The organism is Clostridium aminobutyricum (assembly GCF_017255415.1).
Classification (GTDB): Bacteria; Bacillota; Clostridia; order Peptostreptococcales; family Anaerovoracaceae; genus Aminipila; species Aminipila aminobutyrica.
In genome coordinates this window covers 1,113,060-1,134,223 of record NZ_JAFJZZ010000001.1, presented here as the reverse complement: position 1 = coordinate 1,134,223, position 21,164 = coordinate 1,113,060, and the positions used below count along the sequence as shown (strand labels likewise).

Annotated in this window: 22 protein-coding genes; 16 read left to right on the top strand and 6 right to left on the bottom strand. The window is 38.3% G+C overall.

Features of this window, described 5'->3' with window-relative positions:
* Positions 1 to 143: 143 nt before the first annotated feature.
* From JYB65_RS05450 to JYB65_RS05420, 7 genes are all read left to right on the top strand, one after another.
* The gene (locus tag JYB65_RS05450) at positions 144 to 503 is read left to right on the top strand and encodes a CoA-binding protein (RefSeq protein WP_206581576.1); all 360 of its coding nucleotides are present in this window, start codon (positions 144 to 146) and stop codon (positions 501 to 503) included.
* A gap of 215 nt (positions 504 to 718) precedes the next feature.
* Entirely contained in the window at positions 719 to 1,309 is a 591-nt protein-coding gene (locus JYB65_RS05445) for a 5' nucleotidase, NT5C type (protein WP_206581575.1), read from the top strand.
* 103 nt (positions 1,310 to 1,412) lie between these two features.
* The gene (locus tag JYB65_RS05440; RefSeq protein ID WP_206581574.1) at positions 1,413 to 2,807 is read left to right on the top strand and encodes a PhoH family protein; all 1,395 of its coding nucleotides are present in this window, start codon (positions 1,413 to 1,415) and stop codon (positions 2,805 to 2,807) included.
* 258 nt (positions 2,808 to 3,065) lie between these two features.
* On the top strand, positions 3,066 to 6,101 hold the full coding sequence (locus JYB65_RS05435; RefSeq protein ID WP_245156608.1) for a GGDEF and EAL domain-containing protein: 3,036 nt from the start codon (positions 3,066 to 3,068) through the stop codon (positions 6,099 to 6,101).
* Between the two features lie 62 nt (positions 6,102 to 6,163).
* The gene (locus JYB65_RS05430; protein WP_206581572.1) at positions 6,164 to 7,027 is read left to right on the top strand and encodes a response regulator; all 864 of its coding nucleotides are present in this window, start codon (positions 6,164 to 6,166) and stop codon (positions 7,025 to 7,027) included.
* The gene (locus JYB65_RS05425; protein WP_206581571.1) at positions 7,020 to 7,481 is read left to right on the top strand and encodes a chemotaxis protein CheX; all 462 of its coding nucleotides are present in this window, start codon (positions 7,020 to 7,022) and stop codon (positions 7,479 to 7,481) included. Before JYB65_RS05430 ends, JYB65_RS05425 begins: the two co-directional genes overlap by 8 nt.
* Positions 7,482 to 7,568: 87 nt before the next feature.
* Positions 7,569 to 8,462 carry a pentapeptide repeat-containing protein gene (locus JYB65_RS05420; protein ID WP_245156576.1) on the top strand — a complete coding sequence of 298 codons (894 nt, stop codon included), beginning with the start codon at positions 7,569 to 7,571 and terminating at the stop codon, positions 8,460 to 8,462.
* Between the two features lie 33 nt (positions 8,463 to 8,495).
* Here JYB65_RS05420 and JYB65_RS05415 read toward each other — a convergent pair whose 3' ends face one another.
* Complete coding sequence (locus JYB65_RS05415) at positions 8,496 to 8,681, bottom strand: DUF6774 domain-containing protein (RefSeq protein ID WP_206581570.1); 186 nt, start codon at positions 8,679 to 8,681, stop codon at positions 8,496 to 8,498.
* A 166-nt stretch (positions 8,682 to 8,847) separates the two neighbouring features.
* On the opposite strand from JYB65_RS05415, the gene JYB65_RS05410 reads away from it, so the two are divergent.
* Positions 8,848 to 9,591, top strand: coding sequence for an SIMPL domain-containing protein (locus JYB65_RS05410; protein ID WP_206581569.1), 744 nt, complete (start codon positions 8,848 to 8,850; stop codon positions 9,589 to 9,591).
* A 140-nt stretch (positions 9,592 to 9,731) separates the two neighbouring features.
* Here the strand turns inward: JYB65_RS05410 and JYB65_RS05405 are convergent, their stop codons facing one another.
* Both JYB65_RS05405 and JYB65_RS05400 read right to left on the bottom strand, forming a co-directional pair.
* Entirely contained in the window at positions 9,732 to 9,857 is a 126-nt protein-coding gene (locus JYB65_RS05405) for a CDIF630_02480 family spore surface protein (RefSeq protein ID WP_206581568.1), read from the bottom strand.
* A 65-nt stretch (positions 9,858 to 9,922) separates the two neighbouring features.
* On the bottom strand, positions 9,923 to 10,717 hold the full coding sequence (locus JYB65_RS05400; RefSeq protein ID WP_206581567.1) for a ZIP family metal transporter: 795 nt from the start codon (positions 10,715 to 10,717) through the stop codon (positions 9,923 to 9,925).
* A 247-nt stretch (positions 10,718 to 10,964) separates the two neighbouring features.
* On the opposite strand from JYB65_RS05400, the gene JYB65_RS05395 reads away from it, so the two are divergent.
* The 4 genes from JYB65_RS05395 (at position 10,965) to ndk (ending at position 13,768) form a co-directional block, all read left to right on the top strand.
* Positions 10,965 to 11,738, top strand: coding sequence for a transporter substrate-binding domain-containing protein (locus JYB65_RS05395; RefSeq protein WP_206581566.1), 774 nt, complete (start codon positions 10,965 to 10,967; stop codon positions 11,736 to 11,738).
* 12 nt (positions 11,739 to 11,750) lie between these two features.
* Positions 11,751 to 12,416 (top strand): amino acid ABC transporter permease, encoded by a 666-nt coding sequence (locus JYB65_RS05390; RefSeq protein ID WP_206581565.1) that lies wholly within the window; start codon positions 11,751 to 11,753, stop codon positions 12,414 to 12,416.
* Entirely contained in the window at positions 12,413 to 13,156 is a 744-nt protein-coding gene (locus JYB65_RS05385) for an amino acid ABC transporter ATP-binding protein (protein WP_206581564.1), read from the top strand. Before JYB65_RS05390 ends, JYB65_RS05385 begins: the two co-directional genes overlap by 4 nt.
* 213 nt (positions 13,157 to 13,369) lie before the next feature.
* Positions 13,370 to 13,768, top strand: a complete 399-nt coding sequence (gene ndk / locus JYB65_RS05380; protein ID WP_206581563.1) for a nucleoside-diphosphate kinase — start codon at positions 13,370 to 13,372, stop codon at positions 13,766 to 13,768.
* Positions 13,769 to 14,259: 491 nt separating this feature from the next.
* On the opposite strand, the gene JYB65_RS05375 is transcribed toward ndk, so the two are convergent.
* The 3 genes from JYB65_RS05375 to rd form a co-directional block, all read right to left on the bottom strand.
* Positions 14,260 to 15,147 (bottom strand): 3-hydroxyacyl-CoA dehydrogenase family protein, encoded by an 888-nt coding sequence (locus JYB65_RS05375; protein ID WP_206581562.1) that lies wholly within the window; start codon positions 15,145 to 15,147, stop codon positions 14,260 to 14,262.
* A 91-nt stretch (positions 15,148 to 15,238) separates the two neighbouring features.
* Positions 15,239 to 16,870, bottom strand: a complete 1,632-nt coding sequence (gene hcp / locus JYB65_RS05370; RefSeq protein ID WP_206581561.1) for a hydroxylamine reductase — start codon at positions 16,868 to 16,870, stop codon at positions 15,239 to 15,241.
* 24 nt (positions 16,871 to 16,894) lie between these two features.
* Positions 16,895 to 17,059 carry a rubredoxin gene (gene rd, locus JYB65_RS05365; RefSeq protein WP_206581560.1) on the bottom strand — a complete coding sequence of 55 codons (165 nt, stop codon included), beginning with the start codon at positions 17,057 to 17,059 and terminating at the stop codon, positions 16,895 to 16,897.
* A gap of 434 nt (positions 17,060 to 17,493) precedes the next feature.
* Here rd and JYB65_RS05360 point away from each other — a divergent pair, with 434 nt between their 5' ends.
* The 4 genes from JYB65_RS05360 to JYB65_RS05345 all read left to right on the top strand — a co-directional run bounded on the left by JYB65_RS05360 (position 17,494) and on the right by JYB65_RS05345 (position 21,164).
* Positions 17,494 to 18,597: a Coenzyme F420 hydrogenase/dehydrogenase, beta subunit C-terminal domain gene (locus tag JYB65_RS05360; RefSeq protein ID WP_206581559.1), complete on the top strand. Its 1,104-nt coding sequence runs from the start codon at positions 17,494 to 17,496 to the stop codon at positions 18,595 to 18,597.
* A 123-nt stretch (positions 18,598 to 18,720) separates the two neighbouring features.
* Positions 18,721 to 19,227, top strand: coding sequence for a metal-dependent hydrolase (locus tag JYB65_RS05355; protein ID WP_206581558.1), 507 nt, complete (start codon positions 18,721 to 18,723; stop codon positions 19,225 to 19,227).
* Positions 19,228 to 19,306: 79 nt separating this feature from the next.
* Entirely contained in the window at positions 19,307 to 20,221 is a 915-nt protein-coding gene (locus tag JYB65_RS05350; RefSeq protein ID WP_206581557.1) for a ketopantoate reductase family protein, read from the top strand.
* Between the two features lie 154 nt (positions 20,222 to 20,375).
* The gene (locus JYB65_RS05345) at positions 20,376 to 21,164 is read left to right on the top strand and encodes an ABC transporter ATP-binding protein (RefSeq protein WP_206581556.1); all 789 of its coding nucleotides are present in this window, start codon (positions 20,376 to 20,378) and stop codon (positions 21,162 to 21,164) included.

The window sequence follows — 21,164 nt, the reverse complement described above, 5'->3', positions numbered from 1 at the left end:
TTTATGGCTTATAATTTTTATAATGTAGGAAATATCGCTTGCGATATTAATGGAGTTTCATAAAAAGCTGTTCGGTGACTTTGTTACAGCACATAGAAAACAATAGTGATAAAATAAGGTCATATCATGAAAGGAGCAATAAAATGGATTTAAGAGAAACAATGAGGCAAAAAACGTTTGCTGTTGTTGGCGATACGTTAAATGAAGATAAGTATGCTTATAAAATTAAAAAGCAGATGGAGGGAGCAGGATATAAAGTCTATTGTGTAGGAAAAGAACTGCAATCCATTAATGATATTCCGGAGGATATTGATGTTATTGATTTATGCATTAATCCGGTAAAGGGGTTACAATTAATGAAAGAATGTGAAAAGAACTTTAATAATGTGGTGATCCAACCGGGGGCGGAAAGTCCGGAATTGCTTGATTATTTGCGCCAGAAGAATCTTCCTTTTATTGAAAGCTGTCTCCTCGTAGGGTTAAGTGTTTACATGTGTAACTAAATTTTATAATAGAATAAACCTTTAAAGAGAACTCTGTACTGTATTTTTATAATCAGTTTACAGGGTTTTTTTGTTGTCATGAAGAGTGATTGAGTCAAAGAGGTTATTTCCCAGAGGTAAAATCATTTAATTTACAAAGATTTTACGCTCTCTTAAAGAGATATTTCCGTGGAAATATTATAATGTAATCAGAAAATACATAGGAGGTAAAGAGGATGAAACGATTAAATCTGTGCATTGATATTGATGGCACGATTACAGAGCCCTATTATTGGATTTCCCGGGTAAATGAATATTTTAACACCCATCTCGAGCCGGAGGATGCCATTCACTATGAAATACATAAAATCCTAGGTGTAAATCCGGAGGCCTATAGTCAATTCTATAAGGAGTACGGTGAATTACTGCATAAAGAAGCAAAGATCAGATTTGGAGCGGCAATGGCGATAAAAGACCTGCATTCTATTCACCGAATACATTTTGTGACTGCCCGAGAAGAAAAAATGAAGCAAGTGACTTTGGACTGGCTGTCAGACCACAAGATACCGATGCATTCCTTATCGTTGCTCGGAAGTCATGACAAAATACATAAAGCGGAGGAGTTAAAATCAGATTTATTTATTGAGGATCGATATGAAAATGCCATACAGCTGTCGCAGGCAGGTTTTGAAGTGCTTCTGATTGATTGTAACTACAATAGAGGGGCGTTGCCTGCCAATGTGACACGCGTGAAACATTGGTTTCAAATTGGAGCGATAATAGAGCAATATGCACAGCAATATGATGAGTTAAAAGTAGCATTGTAACTACAATCGGTAGTTTATCATGCTGCTTTAGTTTTTTTATCTACTAGGAAATATCGTTAGCTCTTAGTAGAGTGGCGAAACTGCCCTAAGGAGGGAATTTGATTTGATTAAGAACTATATACTGGATACAAATGTATTGATCCATTTTCCTGGCTGTATTCATACTTTTGAAGACAATAACATCATTATCCCGTTAGTATGCTTGGAAGAGCTAGATAATCTAAAGAAAAAGGAAGGGATATTGGGCTACCAAGCGCGAGAGGCCATCCGGGAAATCAATCAAGTACGGCAATACGGCAATATTCATAATGGGGTAACGTTGCCAAATGGCGGGACGTTAAGAGTTGAATTAAATCATATGAATCCTGTTGAACTTCCTGATGCAATGGATTTAAATAAAAATGATAACAAAATTTTAACCGTTGCAATGAACATCATGAACGAGTCACAACCTATTCCGACGATCTTAGTGACGAAAGACCTTTGTGTTGCGATTAAAGCAGAATCCTTAAATTTATCTGTACAAGATTATCAAAACGATAAGATTGATGTAGACCAAAGCTTTAAAGGGTATAAAGAGATCACCTTAACTTCAGGGCAAATCGATAAAATCTATCAGGGAGGATTAAAGTTAACAAAGAAGACCGGATTAAATGCCTACCCAAACGAATTTTTCTGCATCAGAAGCAGCGATCGGGACTCCCACGAGACACTTGCCAAATTTGACGGACATAAAATTGTTCCTTTGAAATATGCCAATGATAAGGCTTGGGGCTTATCTCCTAAAAATAGAGAACAAAGAATGGCTTTTGAACTACTGATGGATGAAGAGCTTCATTTGGTCACATTAAGCGGAGGAGCCGGCACAGGGAAATCCATTCTTTCTGTAGCGGCCGCATTACAAAAGGTTCTGGAAAACAATGTGTATGATAAGATTATTCTTGTCAAGCCTGTGGTTTCTGCTGGAAATGCTATCGGTTATTTACCCGGAACGGAAGATGCAAAGCTAAAGCCTTTCATGGATTCCTTTGGTGATGCAATTGAGAGTTTAATGAGTGAGAGACAAAAAAAGAACGCTGCTGCAAAAAATGATAAACTGAGTAAAAACGCAAAGAAACGAATGGACTATACCGAGAAGCCAAACTTTTCGGTAGAAAGCTTTTTAGAACAATATAAAGACGCAGGGGTGATTGAAATGAAAACTTTTGCGTTCATGCGGGGCAGAACTTTATCGAATGCAATGGTTATTATAGATGAGGCGCAGGAAATGACACCGCATCTTGCAAAACTGATGCTGACCAGAGCCGGATTGAATTCAAAATTTATTATGATAGGGGATCCGTCAGACAATCAGATTGATAATACTCTCGTTGATTCCAAGTCAAACGGACTCGTTTACGTCATTGAAAAGATGAAACCGTATGAGATAACCGGACATGTCACTTTGGAAGAAGTGGAGCGAAGCCCATTAGCTAGAATAGCAGAGGAATGTTTGTAAGTAATTCAACCGCTCTTTGCCAATAATGCAGGGGGCGGATTTTTTATGTGCATTACTTGACGGATTATACAAATTTTTCAAATAACTTGTACAAAGCCTATTAAATTATGTATAATATGGATATAAAATGTGGAATAATGTAGCAGCTATCGAAGGTATCTATACATAAGTCTAACTTATTGTAACAATGACGATTGAAATTCAGTCAACCAATCTGGATCCTTATATTAAAGGAGGATTTTTGTAGTGAATGCACCAATGACATTTTCAATAGTGTTTTTATTTGTCTGTTTTTTTTACTTTTTTTTCGGAACTTATATTTTATATATTAATCCGAAAGAAAAGATTAATAGGATTTTTTTTATTACTTGTCTCTCTTTATTTATTTGGTCCTTCGGATTCTCGATAGCTATTTCTGCTCCGACAATGGAAAATTGCTTATTTTGGAGACGCATATCCGCTATCGGTTGGGGAACTTTTTTCTATGAATTATTAATTTATATTGCTATTTTAACCGGGGAAGAGCAGTTTCTAAAGAAAAGGTGGGTCTTTTTAACGTTGCCTCCTTTATTTATTCTCTATTTTTTTTCATTATCCAGTAATGCTTTCCGGCAGTATCATTTTATCTATTCTTCGTTTGGTTGGGTTAATTTCGCACCGAACAATTTTTATGATTTATTTTTTCATGTCTATGTTGTTGGCTATGTATGTCTTGGCCTTTTTCTGCTATGGAATTGGAAAAAGCATGAAACAGATAAGACAAGTAAAAATCAGGCCAATATTATTTTTTATTCTTTTGTTACAGCCTTTATTATAGCTTTGTTTACAGACATAATAGGAAATACTGTTTTGCCTTTTACTATACCTCAAATCGCTCCTATCATTATTTTGTTGCCCTGTATTGGAATCTTCTATTCGATCATTAAATACCGCTTCATGAATGAAAAAGTTTATTTAGATGACGAGTTTATTTTAAATGAGGCCAATCGTGTGAGGATTTATCGTCATTTGTCGACTGCATTTATAGCAGGAAGTTTTTTATGTTTTATTGCACAGTATATCGTCAGTGAACATGGCAATTTGTCTAAGATTTTAATGTCCAGTGCGGTATTGCTTCTTTTGGGTATAGCCGTAAAAGTCCTTCAGTATGTCAACTTAGAGGAAAATATAAAAAATATCATTATCACCATTAGTATGGTAGTGGCTATTCCAGCAATCACCATTCAATTTGTTGAGTTCGGCGGCGTAACGATTTGGGTTTTCCCCTTTATATTTGTCATCATTTCTCTTTTGCTGAATAAGTCCAATACGTTGGTTTTTATTGCAATTTCTGCAATTACTACACAAATTCTCGTGTGGTATATTAAACCACAGGCAATGGTTCTTATCGACAGCAGTGATTATATAGCTCGAATCGGAATCTTGGCCATTGGGATTTGGGTTGCATTTTTTGTGAATAAAATATATATATTACGGCTCAAAGAGAATGTGGAACAAGTAAGGTTTCAGACATTGATTTCGGATATCTCAGCGAATTTTGTAACCATCAATGTACTTAATTTCGACGAAAAAATAAATTATGCATTACGAAAATGCGGGGAGCATTTTGAAGTGGAAATTGCCAGTTTAGGCATTTTTGATATGGAAAACATGAAAATTAAGGCTACCCATAGGTGGTATCAATCTTCTAAAATAGAGCGAAGAAAATTTGAAGAGATGTATGTAGATCCGGATACTTGGTGGGTGAAACAGTTGCTGTTAAAAGAGATCGTAAATATATCAAAAAATACAGATCAATTAGGTCATGTATGTAAGGAAACTTTCTTTACAACGAGATTGATTCCTATTGTTGGGAATAATCAAGTGCTGGGGTTTCTGGAATTTAATTTAGCAAAATCGCAAGAACAGTGGCGTAAGGATCAGACGAGTCTATTAAAAATTATATCGAATGTATTTGCGGATGCCTTACTAAAAGTAAATGCCGAAAAAGAAATTAGTTATTTGGCGTATTACGATCAACTGACTAATTTACCGAACCGCGTTTTATTTAAAGACAGAGCCAATCAAGCTATTCATCTGGCTAATCGTACGGAGAAAATGCTGGGAATCGTTTTTTTGGATCTTGATTCTTTTAAAACGATCAATGATGCCATTGGACATGACGGAGGGGATGAGCTGTTAAAGCAGATGGCAGGACATTTATCGGCTGGTTTGCGTAAATCAGATACGATTTGCCGCTTTGGCGGAGATGAATTTTTGATCTTGCTGACTAATATTTCAAATCGCGAAGATATCATTACGGTTGTCAATAAGGTCATGGAACTGTTTAATCAAGTTTTCATACTGAAAGAGCAGGAGTTCTTTATCTCTGCCAGTGCCGGAATATCCATTTATCCGGAAGATGGAGCAGATACGGACTCCTTGATAAAGAATGCGAATATCGCATTGCATAAAGCCAAAGACACGGGTAAAAATCAATACCTGTTATGTTCTTCTGAAATGAAAGAAGAAATCCATACCAGAATACGGTTGACAAATAATTTATATCACGCCAAAGAAAGAGAGGAACTCTATCTCGAATATCAACCCCAAGTTTGTCTTGAGACAAATCAGATTACCGGTTTTGAAGCTTTACTAAGATGGAATCATCCAGAGCAAGGCGTGATTTCTCCAAACGTATTTATTCCTCTAGCGGAGCATACGGGCGCTATTAATTCCATTGGTGAATGGGCTTTGGAAACGGCTTGTATACAGAATAAATATTGGCAGAATTTAGGATTTCCTCCCGTACGAATGGCAGTTAATTTATCGGTGAATCAATTCAGAGATCCCAATTTAGTTTCTCAAGTTGATAACATCCTTAAGAAGACGGGCTTGGATCCGCAGTATCTTGAACTGGAGATTACAGAGAGCATCACGATTGCGGAAGAATATTACATAGTAGACGTATTAAATCAGCTCAAAAAATTAGGCGTTTCGATTTCAATTGATGATTTCGGTACGGAATATTCCTCATTGAGCAGGTTGAAAATTTTACCGATAGACCGAATTAAAATCGACATGCAATTTATTAATGGTATTGAAAACAATGATAAAGATCGAGTTATAACAGATAGTATCATTAATCTTGCAAAAAATTTAGGACTCCGTGTTATTGCTGAAGGGGTGGAGAATAAAGCACAGCTAGAGTTTTTACGTCAAAGAAAATGTAATGAAGTGCAAGGCTTTTACTTATATAGGCCAATCTCTCCATCCGAGGTTGAAAACATATTCAGAAAGATCAGCAATAATTAAATATTAAATCATATAGGGCTTCTTCAATAATAGTTTATAATGGGAAAAGGATAGGTGTAAGAATGAAAGATGTTAAAGTAGTTGTTGTGGACGATTCTCCTTTTTCGGTGGCAATGATCAGCAATATCCTAACGGAGAAAGGCTTTGAAGTCATCGGTAGTGCAAATTCTCTGTCGGAAGCAGTGGAAGCAGTTTCGAACCTAAAACCGGATCTGGTTACAATGGATATGACAATGCCGGAAGCGGACGGAATTGAATGCACAAAAGCTATTCACGAAATTGATCCGGAGCTGAAGGTCATTGTTATTAGTTCAATGATGGATGAAGAAATTATTCGAAAAGCAAGAAAAGCGAAAGTGTCTGGATACCTACAAAAACCGGTAGACGGAGAAGAACTTTCCTTATTGATTCGAAGAATTATGGCAGATCAAGAATTATTTGTTGAACTGGATCAACTGTATTACACCGCTTTTAAAGAAGCGTTGACAGATACATGCAATAAATTTTTTAAATCTGTTCCCCAATATGAAAATGAAACCACCGCAAACGATGAACAAATATCAAGAGGAATATCGGTTGTGATGGGGATCATCGGAAAATATTCCGGTAGAATGATCTTGGATATGTCTCATGAAACAGCTAAAAACATGGCAGCAGCTTTGTTTAAGAAAGAGGTGTTAACCGACGAACAGGTGATTAATGTAATGGGTGAAATTTCAAATATCATAGCGGGAAATGCTTGTTCTATGATTAATAAGAAGAACGAAATTTTTGGACTGCGTGTAGCGCCGCCTACTGTTATTTACGGAGAATCCATTAAGATTTCAAAACCAAAGTTAGATTCCGTTACTTCTGCTAAAGCAGAAACGGTTTTCGGTGAGGTATACATGAATGTTGGCTTTAATAGGAGCGAGTGCGATGAATAGAGAATTTGTAGCTGCATTTAGCGATGCGTTTTTAAATGTTATGCCAATGTTAGGCATAACAGATGTAAAACTCGAAAATCAAAAATATTTTGAGAAGCAAATTGATGCTTCCGGAGTGATCGGAATCGTAGGCATCATAGGAGAGCTGACCGGAAATGTTTTTTTCGCCATGGGAGAAGATTGCGCAAAGCAGATTGCTTCTTATATGATGTGCGGGATGGAAGTGACAGAATTTGGTGAGCTTGCTCAAAGTGCTATCTCCGAATTAAGTAATATGCTGGCAGCAAATGCAAGTATCAGCTTATCGGAGATGGGTACAACCATAGACATCTCTACCCCTACCTTAATGAATGGGGAATTTACGGTAAGTACAAGTTATTCAAAGGTTATCTGCCTTGAAATGCGTATGGAAGATAAGCCTTTTTATATTTATCTATCTCTGGAGGAAAAATAAAAGTTATAGGTAGGGTAGAAGGAGGTATTTTTGAGATGCCTCCTTTTATGTGTGACTTATTCATTAAAGGAAGGACAAAGAGGTATAATGACACCTATTTCTAGAAATCAAGACTTGACTATAAATGAAAAAAGGAACGAATTCAATAGTATGGAGATTAGAAATTTAAGAGCGGATTGTAAAAATTGTTTTGGTATGTGCTGTGTTGCACTTTATTTTTCAACTTCTGAAGGATTTCCGATCGACAAAGAACCCGGAACCCCTTGTCCAAATCTTCAATCGAATTTTACTTGCGGAGTTCATAGTCATTTAAGAGAACGAGGCTTAAAGGGGTGTGATGCTTTTGATTGCTTTGGTGCAGGGCCAAAGATTGCTCAAATTACTTTTAAAGGAGCAAATTGGCGGGAAAAACCGGAAGCAGCGAACAAAATGTATGAGTCGTTCTTAATCATGAGGCAACTGCAAGAAGTTCTTTGGTATTTGAATCAAGCGGCAAATATAAAATCAGATTTGCCCTACCGCCAGCATCTTGATACCGTGATCAAAAAAATCGAAAAATTAACTTATTTGGATGCAGATGATCTTTTGAAATTGGATATTGCAGTACATCGGGCAGAAGCAAACACGTACCTTTTACAAACCAGTGAATTGATAAGAGGGCAAATTCTGAAAGAAATAAGTTCCGAACAATATAAAAAAAAGAAGCTGAAACAAGGAAAAGAGTGGATGGGTAAAGATCTCAGAAACATGAATTTGAAAGGTGCTAATTTCAGAGGAGCTTACTTAATTGCTGCAAATCTGAAAGATACCGTTTTGAAGGGAGCTGATTTTATCGGGGCGGATTTGCGAGATGCCGATATAAGAGGGGCAGACCTTTCCGAAAGTCTCTTTTTAACGCAGGCCCAGATCAATGTTGCAAAAGGGGATAAGACTACAAAGTTACCTCCGGTACTGGCATGTCCGGCACATTGGCAAGGCTGAAGAAGGAGATAGGTTTAGGAATCGATTCCGGATTTACTCTGAATGTTCAGGTGTTTTACTGCTTTCACACAAAGAACGGTGAGCTGCAATAGTAGCTAATGTGTCTCCCAATTGGGTAAGTGTAGCTGCCAACAGGTCTAACTCGTCATCATCGGGTATATTTTTAGCGATTACGATGGCAAGAGAAGAAATGGCTGCGGTCAACTCACAATAATTCATATGAAATCACCTCCATTCAATTTATGCGCAACCGGTTTTTCGGTTACTTAAAGAGCATTTACAATATAACTATTTAAGTTTTAATTGGAACAAAAAGGAAGGGAAGTCCGTCTAAGAGATAATGAAAAAATAATGCAGAATATTTTTAATAAGGGGGAACAATGAAATGAATGAATGGAAAAACAGAATCGCAGCAAACGGTGCAGTGGCCATGATTATTGTGATCGGAATTATTATCTCATCGATTATTCTTACAAACGGCATCGTTGAAGTGAAAGGAAACGGAGATAAAATTGCTGTTACGGGATCGGCAAAACAGCAGATTACTTCGGATCTCGTCGTATGGAATGGGAGCTTTAGTGCGAAATCGGCAAATCTTCAAGAAGCGTATACCCAACTTGAAGCAGATAAAAATAAAGTATCTGATTATCTTATCAAACAGGGCGTAAAAAAGGACCAAATCGTATTTACTGCAATCAATACCAACATTTATTATGTAGTATTGCCAAATGGCCAGTATACGAGCGATATCGACTACTATGATTTATATCAAACAGTTACCATCAGCTCCGCCGACATCGATAGAGTGACGGAAATCTCCAGAAACGCTACAGAACTGATTAATGAAGGAGTTCAATTTCAGTCCAATGCGCCTCAGTATTTATATACTAAGATTGCCGATTTAAAGGTGACCATGTTAGCTGAGGCCACTAAGGATGCAAGAAAGAGAGCCGAGATGATTGCCGAGAATGCAGGAAGCAAACTGGGTGGTTTGAAATATGCAGATATGGGAGTTATACAAATCACGCCTCTTTATTCTAATGAGGTTTCGGATTACGGCATGAATGACACCTCTTCTTTAGAAAAAGAAATCACTGCCATTGTTCATTGTGAGTTTGAAATAAAATAAACGGAAGAAATAGGCGTAGGGCTACGTGTGGAGCGGAGTGAAGAACTATTTAATGGATTCGGAACAGGAATCAACATAAAAATGGCAATAAAAAACAGACAGGATCATTTAAAAAAATGTCCTGTCTGTTTTTGCAGGTATTATTTTTCGTTAAAATCTACCCAATCTTTTACTTCCTCTACACCATCGTCCGTTGGGATTGTTACATTGGAGTCCTTTTCTATAGTCGAAACGTCAGCCAGAGGAAAGGTACTAAATTCATTCATACTGCCTCCTTGGTTCTTGAATAAATCTAGTTTGTGTAATTTTTAGCGCAGATATTCAGTTTAAATCATCCTAAAGCCACATCTAAGATCATCATAATGATAAAACCTGCCATGACACCCATCGTGCCAATATCGGAGTGCTCTCCTAAATGAGCCTCAGGGATTAATTCTTCCACCACCACATACATCATGGCTCCTGCAGCAAAAGCTAAAAGCCACGGCATGTAAGGGAAAATGAGCCCGGCGATTAAAACGGTTGAAATCCCGAATATCGGTTCTACGATCCCGGACATACTTCCGAGAAAAAACGATTTTCGGACACTAAATCCTTCCTGCCGCAAAGGTAATGAAATCGCTGCGCCTTCCGGAAAGTTCTGAATGCCGATACCGATCGCAAGGGCCATGGCAGAAGCATAGGCTGAACTGTCACCTCCATGCTGTACGGCTAAAGCAAAGGACAAGCCAACAGCCATACCCTCCGGTATATTGTGTAGGGTAACGGCTAAAACCAATAGGGAAGTCCGTTTCATGGAAGAAGACATCCCTTCTTGCTGATTTGCTTGAGGGTGTAAATGTGGAATCATATGATCAAGCGTATATAAAAAGGCTATCCCGATGATGAAGCCTCCTGCGGCAGGAACCCAGCCTATTTGGCCGTTTTTTTCCGCCTCTTCTATAGCAGGGATTAAAAGACTCCATACAGAAGCGGCTATCATAACTCCGGCAGCAAATCCGAGAAATACCTTTTGAATCCCACCGCTCATTTCTTTTCGGAAGAGAAAGACCATCGCAGCACCTAAGGTGGTCATTAAAAATGTGAATCCGGTACCGCTCGCGGCCCATAGTATTGATTGTGCCATGTTTCACCTCTTTTCATAAGTTTGAGCACAAAAACTGAAATTATTCTATTGAAAATTATATCATGCAAGCAGCGCCGCCGCACGATTCAATGAATGCTTCCTTACGGCGATGCCATATTTAATCTTTGCGTTTATTATATCATAATATCATATTAAACTTTCAAAAAAAACCATTTTTCATTTAGAGCTTGTTCATGTATAATAACTATGTATGGTATTATAACAACTAATTAGGAGGAAAAGGTAAATGAAAAAAATTCTAAGTGTAGCACTTGTTTTGCTACTATCAATGAGCGTGCTTACTGCATGTGGCGGAGGAGCAGCTAAAGAAGATGCTCCAAAAGAAACGGTATATAAAATTGCAACGGATACAACTTTTGCACCATTTGAATTCCAGAATGATAAGGGTGAATATGTTGGAATTGACATTGAAATATTACAGGCAATTGCAGACGATCAGGGATTTGAGTATCAATTAAATCCACTTGGCTTCAGTGCCGCAGTGGCTGCGCTTGAATCCAATCAGGCAGATGCTGTTATCGCTGGTATGAGTATTAATGAAGATCGTCAAAAGAAGTACGACTTCTCAGAACCATATTATGATTCAGGTGTTGTAATGGCTGTTCGTTCAGCAAATGAAGATATCAAGTCTTATGATGATTTAAAGGGCAAGAAGGTTGCGATTAAAACAGGAACGGAAGGGGCTACATTTGCAGAATCCATTGCTCAGCAGTATGGTTTTGAAATGATTTACTTTGATGAGTCTTCTTTCATGTATGAAGCGGTGAAGACAGGAAATGCCGTAGCTTGTTTTGAAGACTATCCAGTAATGGGTTATGGAATTTCTCAGGGCAATGGCTTAAAGATGGTAACCGATATGGAAAAGGGTTCTTCTTACGGATTCGCAGTAATGAAGGGTAAGAATACAGAACTTCTTGACATGTTTAATGCAGGTCTTAAGAACATTAAAGAAAACGGAACTTATCAGAACATCATAGACAAATATATCGCAGCAGAATAACGGGGAACTGGAATGGAATTATTTAGAGTTTTAGGCGAAGTGTATCCTATGCTGTTAAGTGGCCTTTGGGTTACAATAGAAGTGACGATATTGTCACTTCTATTGGCTTTTATACTGGGTTTGATTTCCTGTCTAATGGCTATTTCTCAAAAGGCTCCGCTTCGCTTTATTTCAAAAATATATATAGGACTAATCAGAGGAACGCCTTTGCTGGTTCAAGTGTTTTACATTTTTTTTGCGATCCCACAATTACTTCAGCTAATGGGATTGGATGTAAGATTAGAACCTTTTACTGCGGGCTTAATTGCTTTGACTTTAAATGCAGGTGCTTACTTATCGGAAATCTTTAGAGGTGCCATAAACGCTGTTAATAAAGGGCAGATGGAAGCGGCAAGAAGTTTAGGACTCTCTCAGACACAAGGGATGAGAAAAGTGATCCTGCCGCAAGCTTTTCGTATTTGCTTACCATCTTTAGTGAACCAGTTTATTATTACCTTAAAGGATTCTTCTATCATCTCTGTTATTGCATTAGCAGAAATTACGTACCAGGCGAAAATTTATGTAGGCCGTACGTTGGAGTCCTTTTATACATATACTTGGGTCGCTATATTCTATTTGATACTTATTTCGCTTTTGACTCAAGTGGCTAAATACGTGGAGAGGAAGGTGAATACATGACATCTGCGCAGATAAAAGTAAAGGACTTGCACAAATCATACGGAAGCCTTCAAGTGTTAAAGGGCATTGATTTAGAAATTGCCAAGGGCGAAGTGGTCTGTGTTATCGGACCTTCCGGTTCCGGAAAGTCGACCTTCCTTCGATGCATTAATCGACTGGAAGAGTCAACCGGCGGAGAAATCATCGTAGATGATATTTCCATCACGAACCCTAAGACGGATATCAATAAAACGAGACGGCATATCGGAATGGTTTTTCAGCAATTTAATCTGTTTCCGCACCTCTCAGTGAAGCAGAATATTATGATGGCACCGCTTGAATTAAAACTAAAAAGCAAGAAAGAAATTGAAGATAAAGCCATCGAGCTTTTGGAAAGAGTTGGACTTTCCGAAAAAGCAGATGCCATGCCGAGACAGCTGTCCGGCGGACAACAACAGCGTGTGGCTATTGCCAGAGCTCTGGCGATGGAACCGGATATCATGTTGTTTGACGAGCCAACTTCCGCTTTAGACCCTGAAATGGTAGGGGAAGTATTAGCTGTTATGAAGGAATTGGCTGCAATGGGTATGACTATGGTCGTAGTGACACACGAAATGGGGTTTGCCCGGGATGTAGCGGACAGAGTCATCTTTATGGATCAGGGTATTATTATGGAAGAGGCAGAACCTTCTGAGATGTTTACGAATCCAAAAAATCCGAGAGCAAAGGAATTTTTAAACAAAGTATTATCCACTCATTAATGTAAATGCTTTAAAACGTGAAGAAAATAAATTAATAGAATAATTTTAAATCCTGTGAGATCTCTTACAGGATTATTTTTTGTAAAAAACACTTGATTTTATCTTGTATGCTGAAAATTTGTTTGATTGTGGTATAATCAGCACATATCAATGAATCGGTATAATTTATAGAAAAAATGTTAATAAAAGCTTTAAAATCAAGAGGAGGAAAGTATGGAAAGAACTTATGTAATGTTAAAGCCGGATGCGGTTAGAAGGAAACTAACAGGACGTATTATCGACAGAATAGAAGCCAAAGGATATCGAGTTGTTGAACTGAAAATTATGACTTTAGAAAAGGAAATATTACGGGAGCATTATGCTCATGTGGCGAACGAACCGTTTTATCCTGCTATGGAAGGATATATGACGTCAGGACCTGTATGGGCGATGATTGTTGAAGGAGAAAATGTAATCCAAGGAGTACGTATCCTAATGGGCGCAACAAAATTTGAAAATGCAGTTCCGGGCACGATTCGAGGAGACTTCGCCAGCTCTACCACGGAAAATCTGATACATGGTTCTGATTCTCCGGAAAATGCAGAGATAGAGATTAAGCGATTTTTTGGTTAATGTAAAAAGAATGAAACGTATACACAGAAAACAGCTCTTGAGGGCTGTTTTTTCGTGAGGAGCAAAATAGGATATTATCAAAAGTGTAAACCTGTGGATAACTTTCTGTTGACAAATTATATGAATGGCAGAACCATTGAAATAAAAGCCTTAAGGGATTCAAACTTGTCCACATGCTACTTGGGATAAAATTGTATACAATTTTTTAAAAAGATGTGGAAAAGTGTTTCAATGTCGAAAAATACGGGAATAGAAGGCTGTGGAAAAACAGATAGGGGTTAAACTAAAGTTTACATAATATACAAAATATAAAGAGCATGTAAAAGTTTTAATTTTCTGAAATATAAATAAGACGATATTCGTTTACATTTAAATTTACATTTGAAAACCTCCTGAACAAAGTATGAAATACGCATTCAGGAGGTTTATTTTTTAAGATACTATCCTTCAAATGAAGGTGAAGCGGAAATCCGTTCTACCTATATAAAAAATTATTGTAATTCTGTATTTGGTGTACGAGTTCCGTCTTCATGGTAGATATAGAATCCCTTACCGGTTTTACGGCCTAAATGTCCAGCGGCAACCATTCTGCGCAATAATACTGCCGGACGGTATTTTGGATCACCGATTTCGCTGTACAGCACTTCCATAACCGCCAGTTCAACGTCAATGCCGATCATATCTACAAGCTCCAATGGTCCCATAGGATGGTTCAGACCTAAACGCATTCCTAAGTCGATTTCTTCAATGCTTCCAACACCTCGTTCGATAAGTATAAATGCTTCATTTAACATTGGAAGCAGCATACGGTTCACGATAAAACCCGGTTCATCTTTTGAAAGGATACAAGTCTTTCCCAGCTGTTCTCCGAATGCCATAGAGCGATCCATCGTCTGCTGGCTGGTTTGTAAGCCTTTTACTACTTCCAATAGATCGAGTAGAGGAACAGGACTGAAAAAGTGCATTCCAATAAATCGTGAAGGATCTTTCAGGTGGCTGGCCAGTGTAGTGATAGAAATTGAAGAAGTGTTACTGGATATGATGGCATCAGTCTTTGCGTACTTGTCCACTTCTTCCATAATAGCAATTTTAACTTTTTCGTTTTCTGAAGCTGCCTCAATGATAAAATCTGCATCGCTGCAATCGGAAATAACAGTAGTAAACGATAAATTTGATAGAGCATCGCTCATCTCGTTTTCTGTCATTTTACCTTTATTCACGTTTTTTTGCAGCATTTTTTCCAATGATTTACGGCCAGCCTCTAATCTTTTTTCACTGAGATCATTGACAGCTACTTGAATTCCACTGCATATGGAGATTTGAGCAATGCCCATTCCCATAAATCCTGCACCGATAATAAATAATTTGTTTACACCCATTATAAGTTTCCTTTCTCTATATACGCTACGATATCCACCGGATAGTAATATTATACCAAAATAATGAGAGAATCAAACACTTTATTGAGGATTAGTTAGCCATAAATAACTGAATGTCATCCTCTACATCACCAATCCCTGCAATACCGAACGTTTCAACAAGAACTTTTGCTACATTAGGTGATAAAAAGCCCGGTAGTGTAGGGCCAAGATGAATGTTCTTAACTCCTAAATATAGTAAAGCCAGCAGAACGATAACCGCTTTTTGCTCATACCAAGCGATATTAAAGGCGATCGGAAGCTGATTGATATCCTCCAGTTCAAATACTTCTTTAAGTTTCAAAGCGATGACTGCAAGGGAATAGGAATCGTTACACTGTCCGGCATCAAGAACTCTTGGAATGCCGCCGATGTCGCCGAGGTTCAGCTTGTTGTAACGGTATTTTGCACAACCTGCTGTCAGAATAACCGTATCCTTTGGAAGTTTTTCAGCAAATTCTGTGTAATATTCACGAGACTTCATTCGGCCATCGCAGCCGGCCATAACAAAGAATTTCTTGATAGCTCCGGATTTTACTGCATCAACAACCTTATCTGCTACTGCAAAAACTTGATTATGTGCAAATCCTCCCACGATATTTCCGCTCTCGATTTCTGTCGGCGGCTTACATGCCTTAGCCATTTCAATAATAGCAGAGAAATCCTTTTTGCCGTTTTTATCTGCTTCTATATGAGTACAGCCGGGATATCCTGATGCACCGGAAGTAAAGATTCTGGCACGAATTTCTTCACTCTTCGGAGGAACGATACAATTGGTTGTAAATAGGATAGGTCCGTTAAAGGTTTCGAATTCGGTTACTTGCTTCCACCATGACCCGCCGTAATTTCCAGCAAAATTATCGTACTTTTTAAATGCCGGATAGTAATGAGCCGGCAGCATTTCACTGTGGGTATAAACATCAATACCGGTTCCCTTTGTCTGTTCAAGCAATTGCTCCAAATCAGTAAGGTCATGACCGGAGATTAGAATACCAGGGTTGTTTCTTACACCGATATCAACCGTTGTAATTTCAGGGTTTCCATATCTTGACGTATTAGCTGCATCCAATAAGGCCATTGCAGTAACACCTAGTTCTCCTGTCTTCAGTGTAAGCGCTACCAGATCATCAGCCGTTAATGTATCCTCTAATGTAGCCGCTAGTCCCTCATAAATGAATTCATAGATAGCCGGATCCTCTTTCCCGATATTAAGTGCGTGATGGGTATAAGCCGCCATCCCTTTAATCCCATAAATAATCATTTCTCTTAATGAACGTACATCCTCATTCTCACAGGAAAGGACGCCTATTGCAGAGGCTTTCTCAAGCATGGAAGCCTTATCGTTTACTTCAAAGTTTGCTGCATCGCTGAATGGGATACCAGAAACCTGCTTTTTTAACTCGTTTCGTAGTTCAATCATTTTAGTAATCTGTTGAACGATTGCCCGGTCATCAAAATTCGCATTTGTGATGGTGATAAAAAGGCTTTTTAATACTTCATGATTTAATCCATTGTGTGCGGCTGCATCTAAATTACCTTTCGTCATAACTTCAGCTATGCCTTTGGTTGTATAGATCAGTAGATCCTGTAATTTTGCAACTTCTTCTGTTTTTCCGCAAACTCCTCTTACTTCACAACCTGTTCCTTTAGCGGTTTCTTGACATTGAAAACAAAACATACTCATAATTAAATTCCTCCTAAATTAATTTTACTCTTCAACTTCTTCAAAATCTTCTTTACCTACAAAACAAATGGGGCATGTCCAATCCTCCGGCAGGTCCTCAAAAGCAGTACCTGGCTTAATTTTATTATCAGGGTCACCTAGCTTAGGGTCATAAACATATCCACATGGGATGCAGCTGTACTTCACCATTTCTGTTTCCTCCTTTATCAATTGCAGATTTTAGATTTGATAGAACATAAAACATACTAGATTTAAACATCAAGTAGTGACTGTATGCTAATTTTAGGATATTTAATAGTTGATGTATGTTGTTTTTACAACTAAATTGAACTTTTTTAAAAATTATTATTTTTTGAAAGGAAACGAATATCAAAAAAATAAAATAACAATAGAAGAACTATTTATCGAGATGTCAAGACTTTTTCTTATTTTAATTCAGTAGTATAATTTTTGTTGTGGGTAAAAATGGAGGGAAAAAAATGATAAAATGTAAACACTGCCAACGATATTTTGTATTTGATTTAACGAATGCTGTGGAAAAAGAAGTGATAAGATGTCCGCATTGCGGAGGTATCATAGAGCTATAGAATTTCACATGGACTTCTATTACAGAGGAAGAGACGATGCAATCAGTTTATCCAAAAAAAGAAAATTGCTGTGGATGCGGTGCCTGCTCTGCTATTTGTGCGATGCAAGCCATCCATATGTTGCCTGATGAAGAAGGGTTTCTATATCCTAAAATAGACCCAACTCGATGTGTGAACTGCCGCAGATGCACGGGAATCTGTCCGATTCTACAGGAGGGAAATTATAAACAAAATGGTTTGCCTTCTGTTTGTGCGGCACGTCATAAGTCAAAGCAAGTATTGCAGAATTCCACGTCAGGCGGTGCGTTCACTGCTGTTTCTGACGCAATTTTAAGACAGGGCGGTATTATTTATGGGGCTGATTTTGATGAGTCTTTTCGTGTCATACATCGGAGAGCGGAGACGACTGAACAGCGAGATCGGATGAGGTTTTCTAAATATGTGCAGAGCGATATGGGCGATACCTATACCCGAATCAAAAAAGATTTAAAAGCAGGGCGAATTACTTTTTTCACCGGTACCCCTTGCCAGTGTGCAGGATTAAGGGGATTCATCGGGGAGTCATCCTTGACAGAAAATTTATATATGTGTGACTTGATTTGTTACAGTATACCAAGCCCCTTGGTTTGGGAAGACTATAAAAATTTATTGGAAGAAGAATATGGAGAAAAAATCACCGGCATACAATTTCGTTCGAAAAATTTAGGATGGAGTCGTGATAACAGTAAAAAGGGTTTTTTGTTTACAACAGATAAAAATCCAAACAAGCAGGAAGATAATCGCTTTTATCAATTATTCTTTAAGAGCGGCAGTATCACACGACCGTCTTGTTCGCAATGCCAATTTACAGATATTCATCGCGTTTCCGATCTGACTATTGCTGATTACTGGGGAATTGAAAAATACAGTCCCGATTTTTTTGATCCTCTTGGCGTTTCGTTAATTTTAATCAACTCGCCAAAGGGAGAAGATTTATTGAGACAGTGTCAACAAGATATGATTACAGAGAACCGTTCGCCGGAGGAAGCGTTGAACGAACAGAAACGACTAAGCGAGCCATTACCGCTGTCACAAAACCGAACCCAATTTTGGAAGGATTACAAACATTTCGGACTTCGGTATGTTTTAGAAAAATATTAAAAATGCTTATGGCGTTTTTGTTCAATTTGGACAAAAAGGAAGTACAGAGGTGCGGAAGCCTCTTTTTTTGTTGCAGTAAAGAGGAAAACAGCAAGGGTTTTAGAAGTAGTTGGAGGTAAAATCATGAACTATATAACACATTCTTTAGGCGGAGCAGCAGCAGGAGTCATGGTCATCAATGCTATGGGAGTCAATGAACCGACACAGCAATCAGCTATCCTGACCGGAGCTGTTCTGGGCTCATTATTTATCGATATTGACCATAAAAAAAGTTGGATTGCGCATAAAATTCCCCTACTAGCAAATGCAGCGTCGGGTTTGTTTAAGCACAGAGGTGTTATACATACTCCGGTATTTGTTGCGATTGTGAGCATCATTTTAGGAGTATTGGACTGGAGCTGGCTTCATGAGTGGAATGTCTTCGCTCCGTATTTTATTCGAGGGTTCATTCCGGGCATGATGTCCCACTTGGTTTTAGATACATTAAATGTTCAGGGAATCATGTGGCTTTGGCCGATTTCAAATAAACGGTTCCATCTTCTGCGCATTCGAACAAACAGTATGATGGAAATGGCAGTTTGCGTTGTCTTGGGTGCCTGTTTATATGGAAAGTACGGTTCGTTTTTTTAAAATAATCAAAATTGCCTATTGACCTTCACTCGGTGGTATACTTTATAATATGACATGAATACGCATTCGGAGGAAGAACATGAAATATTTAATCATCGGAGCCGGCGGTATCGGAGGAAGTATAGGAGCTCTTATGACAGAAGCAGGGAAGGACGTAACCGTGATTGCCAGAGGGAAGCATCTGACAGCCATTCAAGAAAATGGACTGCATATGGAAACGACCTGTAAGGGACACTATACGGTCTGCCCGATAACGGCTTTTGACATGGAGCATTATAACGATAAGCCGGATATCATATTTGTTTGTGTGAAATCTTATTCCTTAGAGGAAACGATTCCTTTTATAAAGCGGGTTGCTCATCAAGATACCATCGTTATTCCGTTGCTCAATGTATATGGCACAGGAGGAAAGATGCAAGAGCTGTTGCCGAATTTGTTAGTAACCGATGGCTGCATCTACATAGCGGCAGAAATCAAAGAACCGGGTACTATAGTACAGAAAGGGGATATTTTCAACGTTATATTTGGTGTAAGGAAGAATGGAGAATATCGTCCGGCTCTCGAGCAAGTAGCTCAGGATTTAAAGGAAAGCGGTATAACGGGTACTTTATCGGAAGATATCAAGCGCGATGCACTTCAAAAATTTTCCTACGTTTCGCCTATGGCTGCCTGTGGGGCTTATTATGATGTGGATGCAGGAGATGTGCAAAAGGACGGCATCGCAAGAGATACCTTTATCGCGCTCATGCAGGAAATAGAAAAGCTGGCTAACACGTTGGCTATCCATTTTACCGTGGATATTGTTAAAACAAATTTGGATATTTTAGCAGCACTAACCCCTACCGCGTCGACTTCCATGCAGCGAGACTTAAGGCAGGGTAAACGTTCTGAGATAGACGGACTTCTGTTTGAAGTGGTTCGTTTAGGCAGAAAACTCGGTGTATCCATTCCCGCTTACGAAAAGATTGCAGCCCAATTTGGCTTCACAGATTAAAGATAGGAATAAAAACAATGCCGTTTTGGATTATCCGAGACGGTATTTTTAGTGGGAAAGAAACAGCTGGTATAAGAGACAAGAGAACTACATTGTTAGAATATGTTATTTGTGGTAAAATATTAGGACTAAAATTAGGATAGGGGGATGAAAAATGGATGCACCAGGGGAAAAGATCGTTTCTATAAAAGACTTGAAAATGAGCTTTGGCGAGAAACAGGTCTTGAAAGGAATTGATCTGGAAATACAGGGAGGACAAATTATCGGCTATATAGGGCCAAACGGAGCAGGGAAAAGTACTACAGTAAAAATTTTGTTAGGAATCTTAGAAGGATATCAAGGGGAAGTAAAGGTTTTCGGCGAAGATATTTCTGCCGGGAGCATTGAATATAAGAAAAGAATCGGTTATGTCCCTGAAACGGCGGAACTGTATGATACACTTACTGCACAGGAATATCTTACGTTTATTGGCGAGATCTACGGAATAGATTATCAGACGGTTGACCGTAAAGCTCAAAAGCTGATGAAACTGCTCGGCATAGGCGAAGCTTATACCAACCGAATCTCTTCTTTTTCAAAAGGTATGAAACAAAAAGTACTGATTGTGGCCAGTTTGCTTCATAATCCTGATATTTTATTTTTTGATGAACCCTTGAGCGGATTAGATGCAAATAGTGTTATGGTTTTTAAAGAAATCATTTCCGAATTGGCCGTGCAAGGAAAAACAATTTTCTATTCTTCCCATATCATGGAGGTTGTCGAAAAAATAAGTGATCGAATCATTTTAATTCATAGCGGTCAAATTGTAGCGGACGGTACCTTCTTGCAGTTGCAGGAAAAATGCAGTGAAGGTTCACTGGAAGATATATTTAATCAGCTGACCGGATTCAATCAGCATAAGCAAATTGCTGATGAATTTATATCTGTGCTGAAAGAGGGTTAA

Bases quoted from the DNA above. Each gene is read 5' to 3' on its own strand.
- JYB65_RS05450 (WP_206581576.1), top strand. From the start codon at position 144: ATGGATTTAAGAGAAACAATGAGGCAAAAAACGTTTGCTGTTGTTGGC.
- JYB65_RS05445 (WP_206581575.1), top strand. From the start codon at position 719: ATGAAACGATTAAATCTGTGCATTGATATTGATGGCACGATTACAGAG.
- JYB65_RS05435 (WP_245156608.1), top strand. From the start codon at position 3,066: ATGACATTTTCAATAGTGTTTTTATTTGTCTGTTTTTTTTACTTTTTT.
- JYB65_RS05430 (WP_206581572.1), top strand. From the start codon at position 6,164: ATGAAAGATGTTAAAGTAGTTGTTGTGGACGATTCTCCTTTTTCGGTG.
- JYB65_RS05425 (WP_206581571.1), top strand. From the start codon at position 7,020: ATGAATAGAGAATTTGTAGCTGCATTTAGCGATGCGTTTTTAAATGTT.
- JYB65_RS05420 (WP_245156576.1), top strand. From the start codon at position 7,569: ATGACACCTATTTCTAGAAATCAAGACTTGACTATAAATGAAAAAAGG.
- JYB65_RS05415 (WP_206581570.1), bottom strand. From the start codon at position 8,681: ATGAATTATTGTGAGTTGACCGCAGCCATTTCTTCTCTTGCCATCGTA.
- JYB65_RS05410 (WP_206581569.1), top strand. From the start codon at position 8,848: ATGAATGAATGGAAAAACAGAATCGCAGCAAACGGTGCAGTGGCCATG.
- JYB65_RS05405 (WP_206581568.1), bottom strand. From the start codon at position 9,857: ATGAATGAATTTAGTACCTTTCCTCTGGCTGACGTTTCGACTATAGAA.
- JYB65_RS05400 (WP_206581567.1), bottom strand. From the start codon at position 10,717: ATGGCACAATCAATACTATGGGCCGCGAGCGGTACCGGATTCACATTT.
- JYB65_RS05395 (WP_206581566.1), top strand. From the start codon at position 10,965: ATGAAAAAAATTCTAAGTGTAGCACTTGTTTTGCTACTATCAATGAGC.
- JYB65_RS05390 (WP_206581565.1), top strand. From the start codon at position 11,751: ATGGAATTATTTAGAGTTTTAGGCGAAGTGTATCCTATGCTGTTAAGT.
- JYB65_RS05385 (WP_206581564.1), top strand. From the start codon at position 12,413: ATGACATCTGCGCAGATAAAAGTAAAGGACTTGCACAAATCATACGGA.
- ndk (WP_206581563.1), top strand. From the start codon at position 13,370: ATGGAAAGAACTTATGTAATGTTAAAGCCGGATGCGGTTAGAAGGAAA.
- JYB65_RS05375 (WP_206581562.1), bottom strand. From the start codon at position 15,147: ATGGGTGTAAACAAATTATTTATTATCGGTGCAGGATTTATGGGAATG.
- hcp (WP_206581561.1), bottom strand. From the start codon at position 16,870: ATGAGTATGTTTTGTTTTCAATGTCAAGAAACCGCTAAAGGAACAGGT.
- rd (WP_206581560.1), bottom strand. From the start codon at position 17,059: ATGGTGAAGTACAGCTGCATCCCATGTGGATATGTTTATGACCCTAAG.
- JYB65_RS05360 (WP_206581559.1), top strand. From the start codon at position 17,494: ATGCAATCAGTTTATCCAAAAAAAGAAAATTGCTGTGGATGCGGTGCC.
- JYB65_RS05355 (WP_206581558.1), top strand. From the start codon at position 18,721: ATGAACTATATAACACATTCTTTAGGCGGAGCAGCAGCAGGAGTCATG.
- JYB65_RS05350 (WP_206581557.1), top strand. From the start codon at position 19,307: ATGAAATATTTAATCATCGGAGCCGGCGGTATCGGAGGAAGTATAGGA.
- JYB65_RS05345 (WP_206581556.1), top strand. From the start codon at position 20,376: ATGGATGCACCAGGGGAAAAGATCGTTTCTATAAAAGACTTGAAAATG.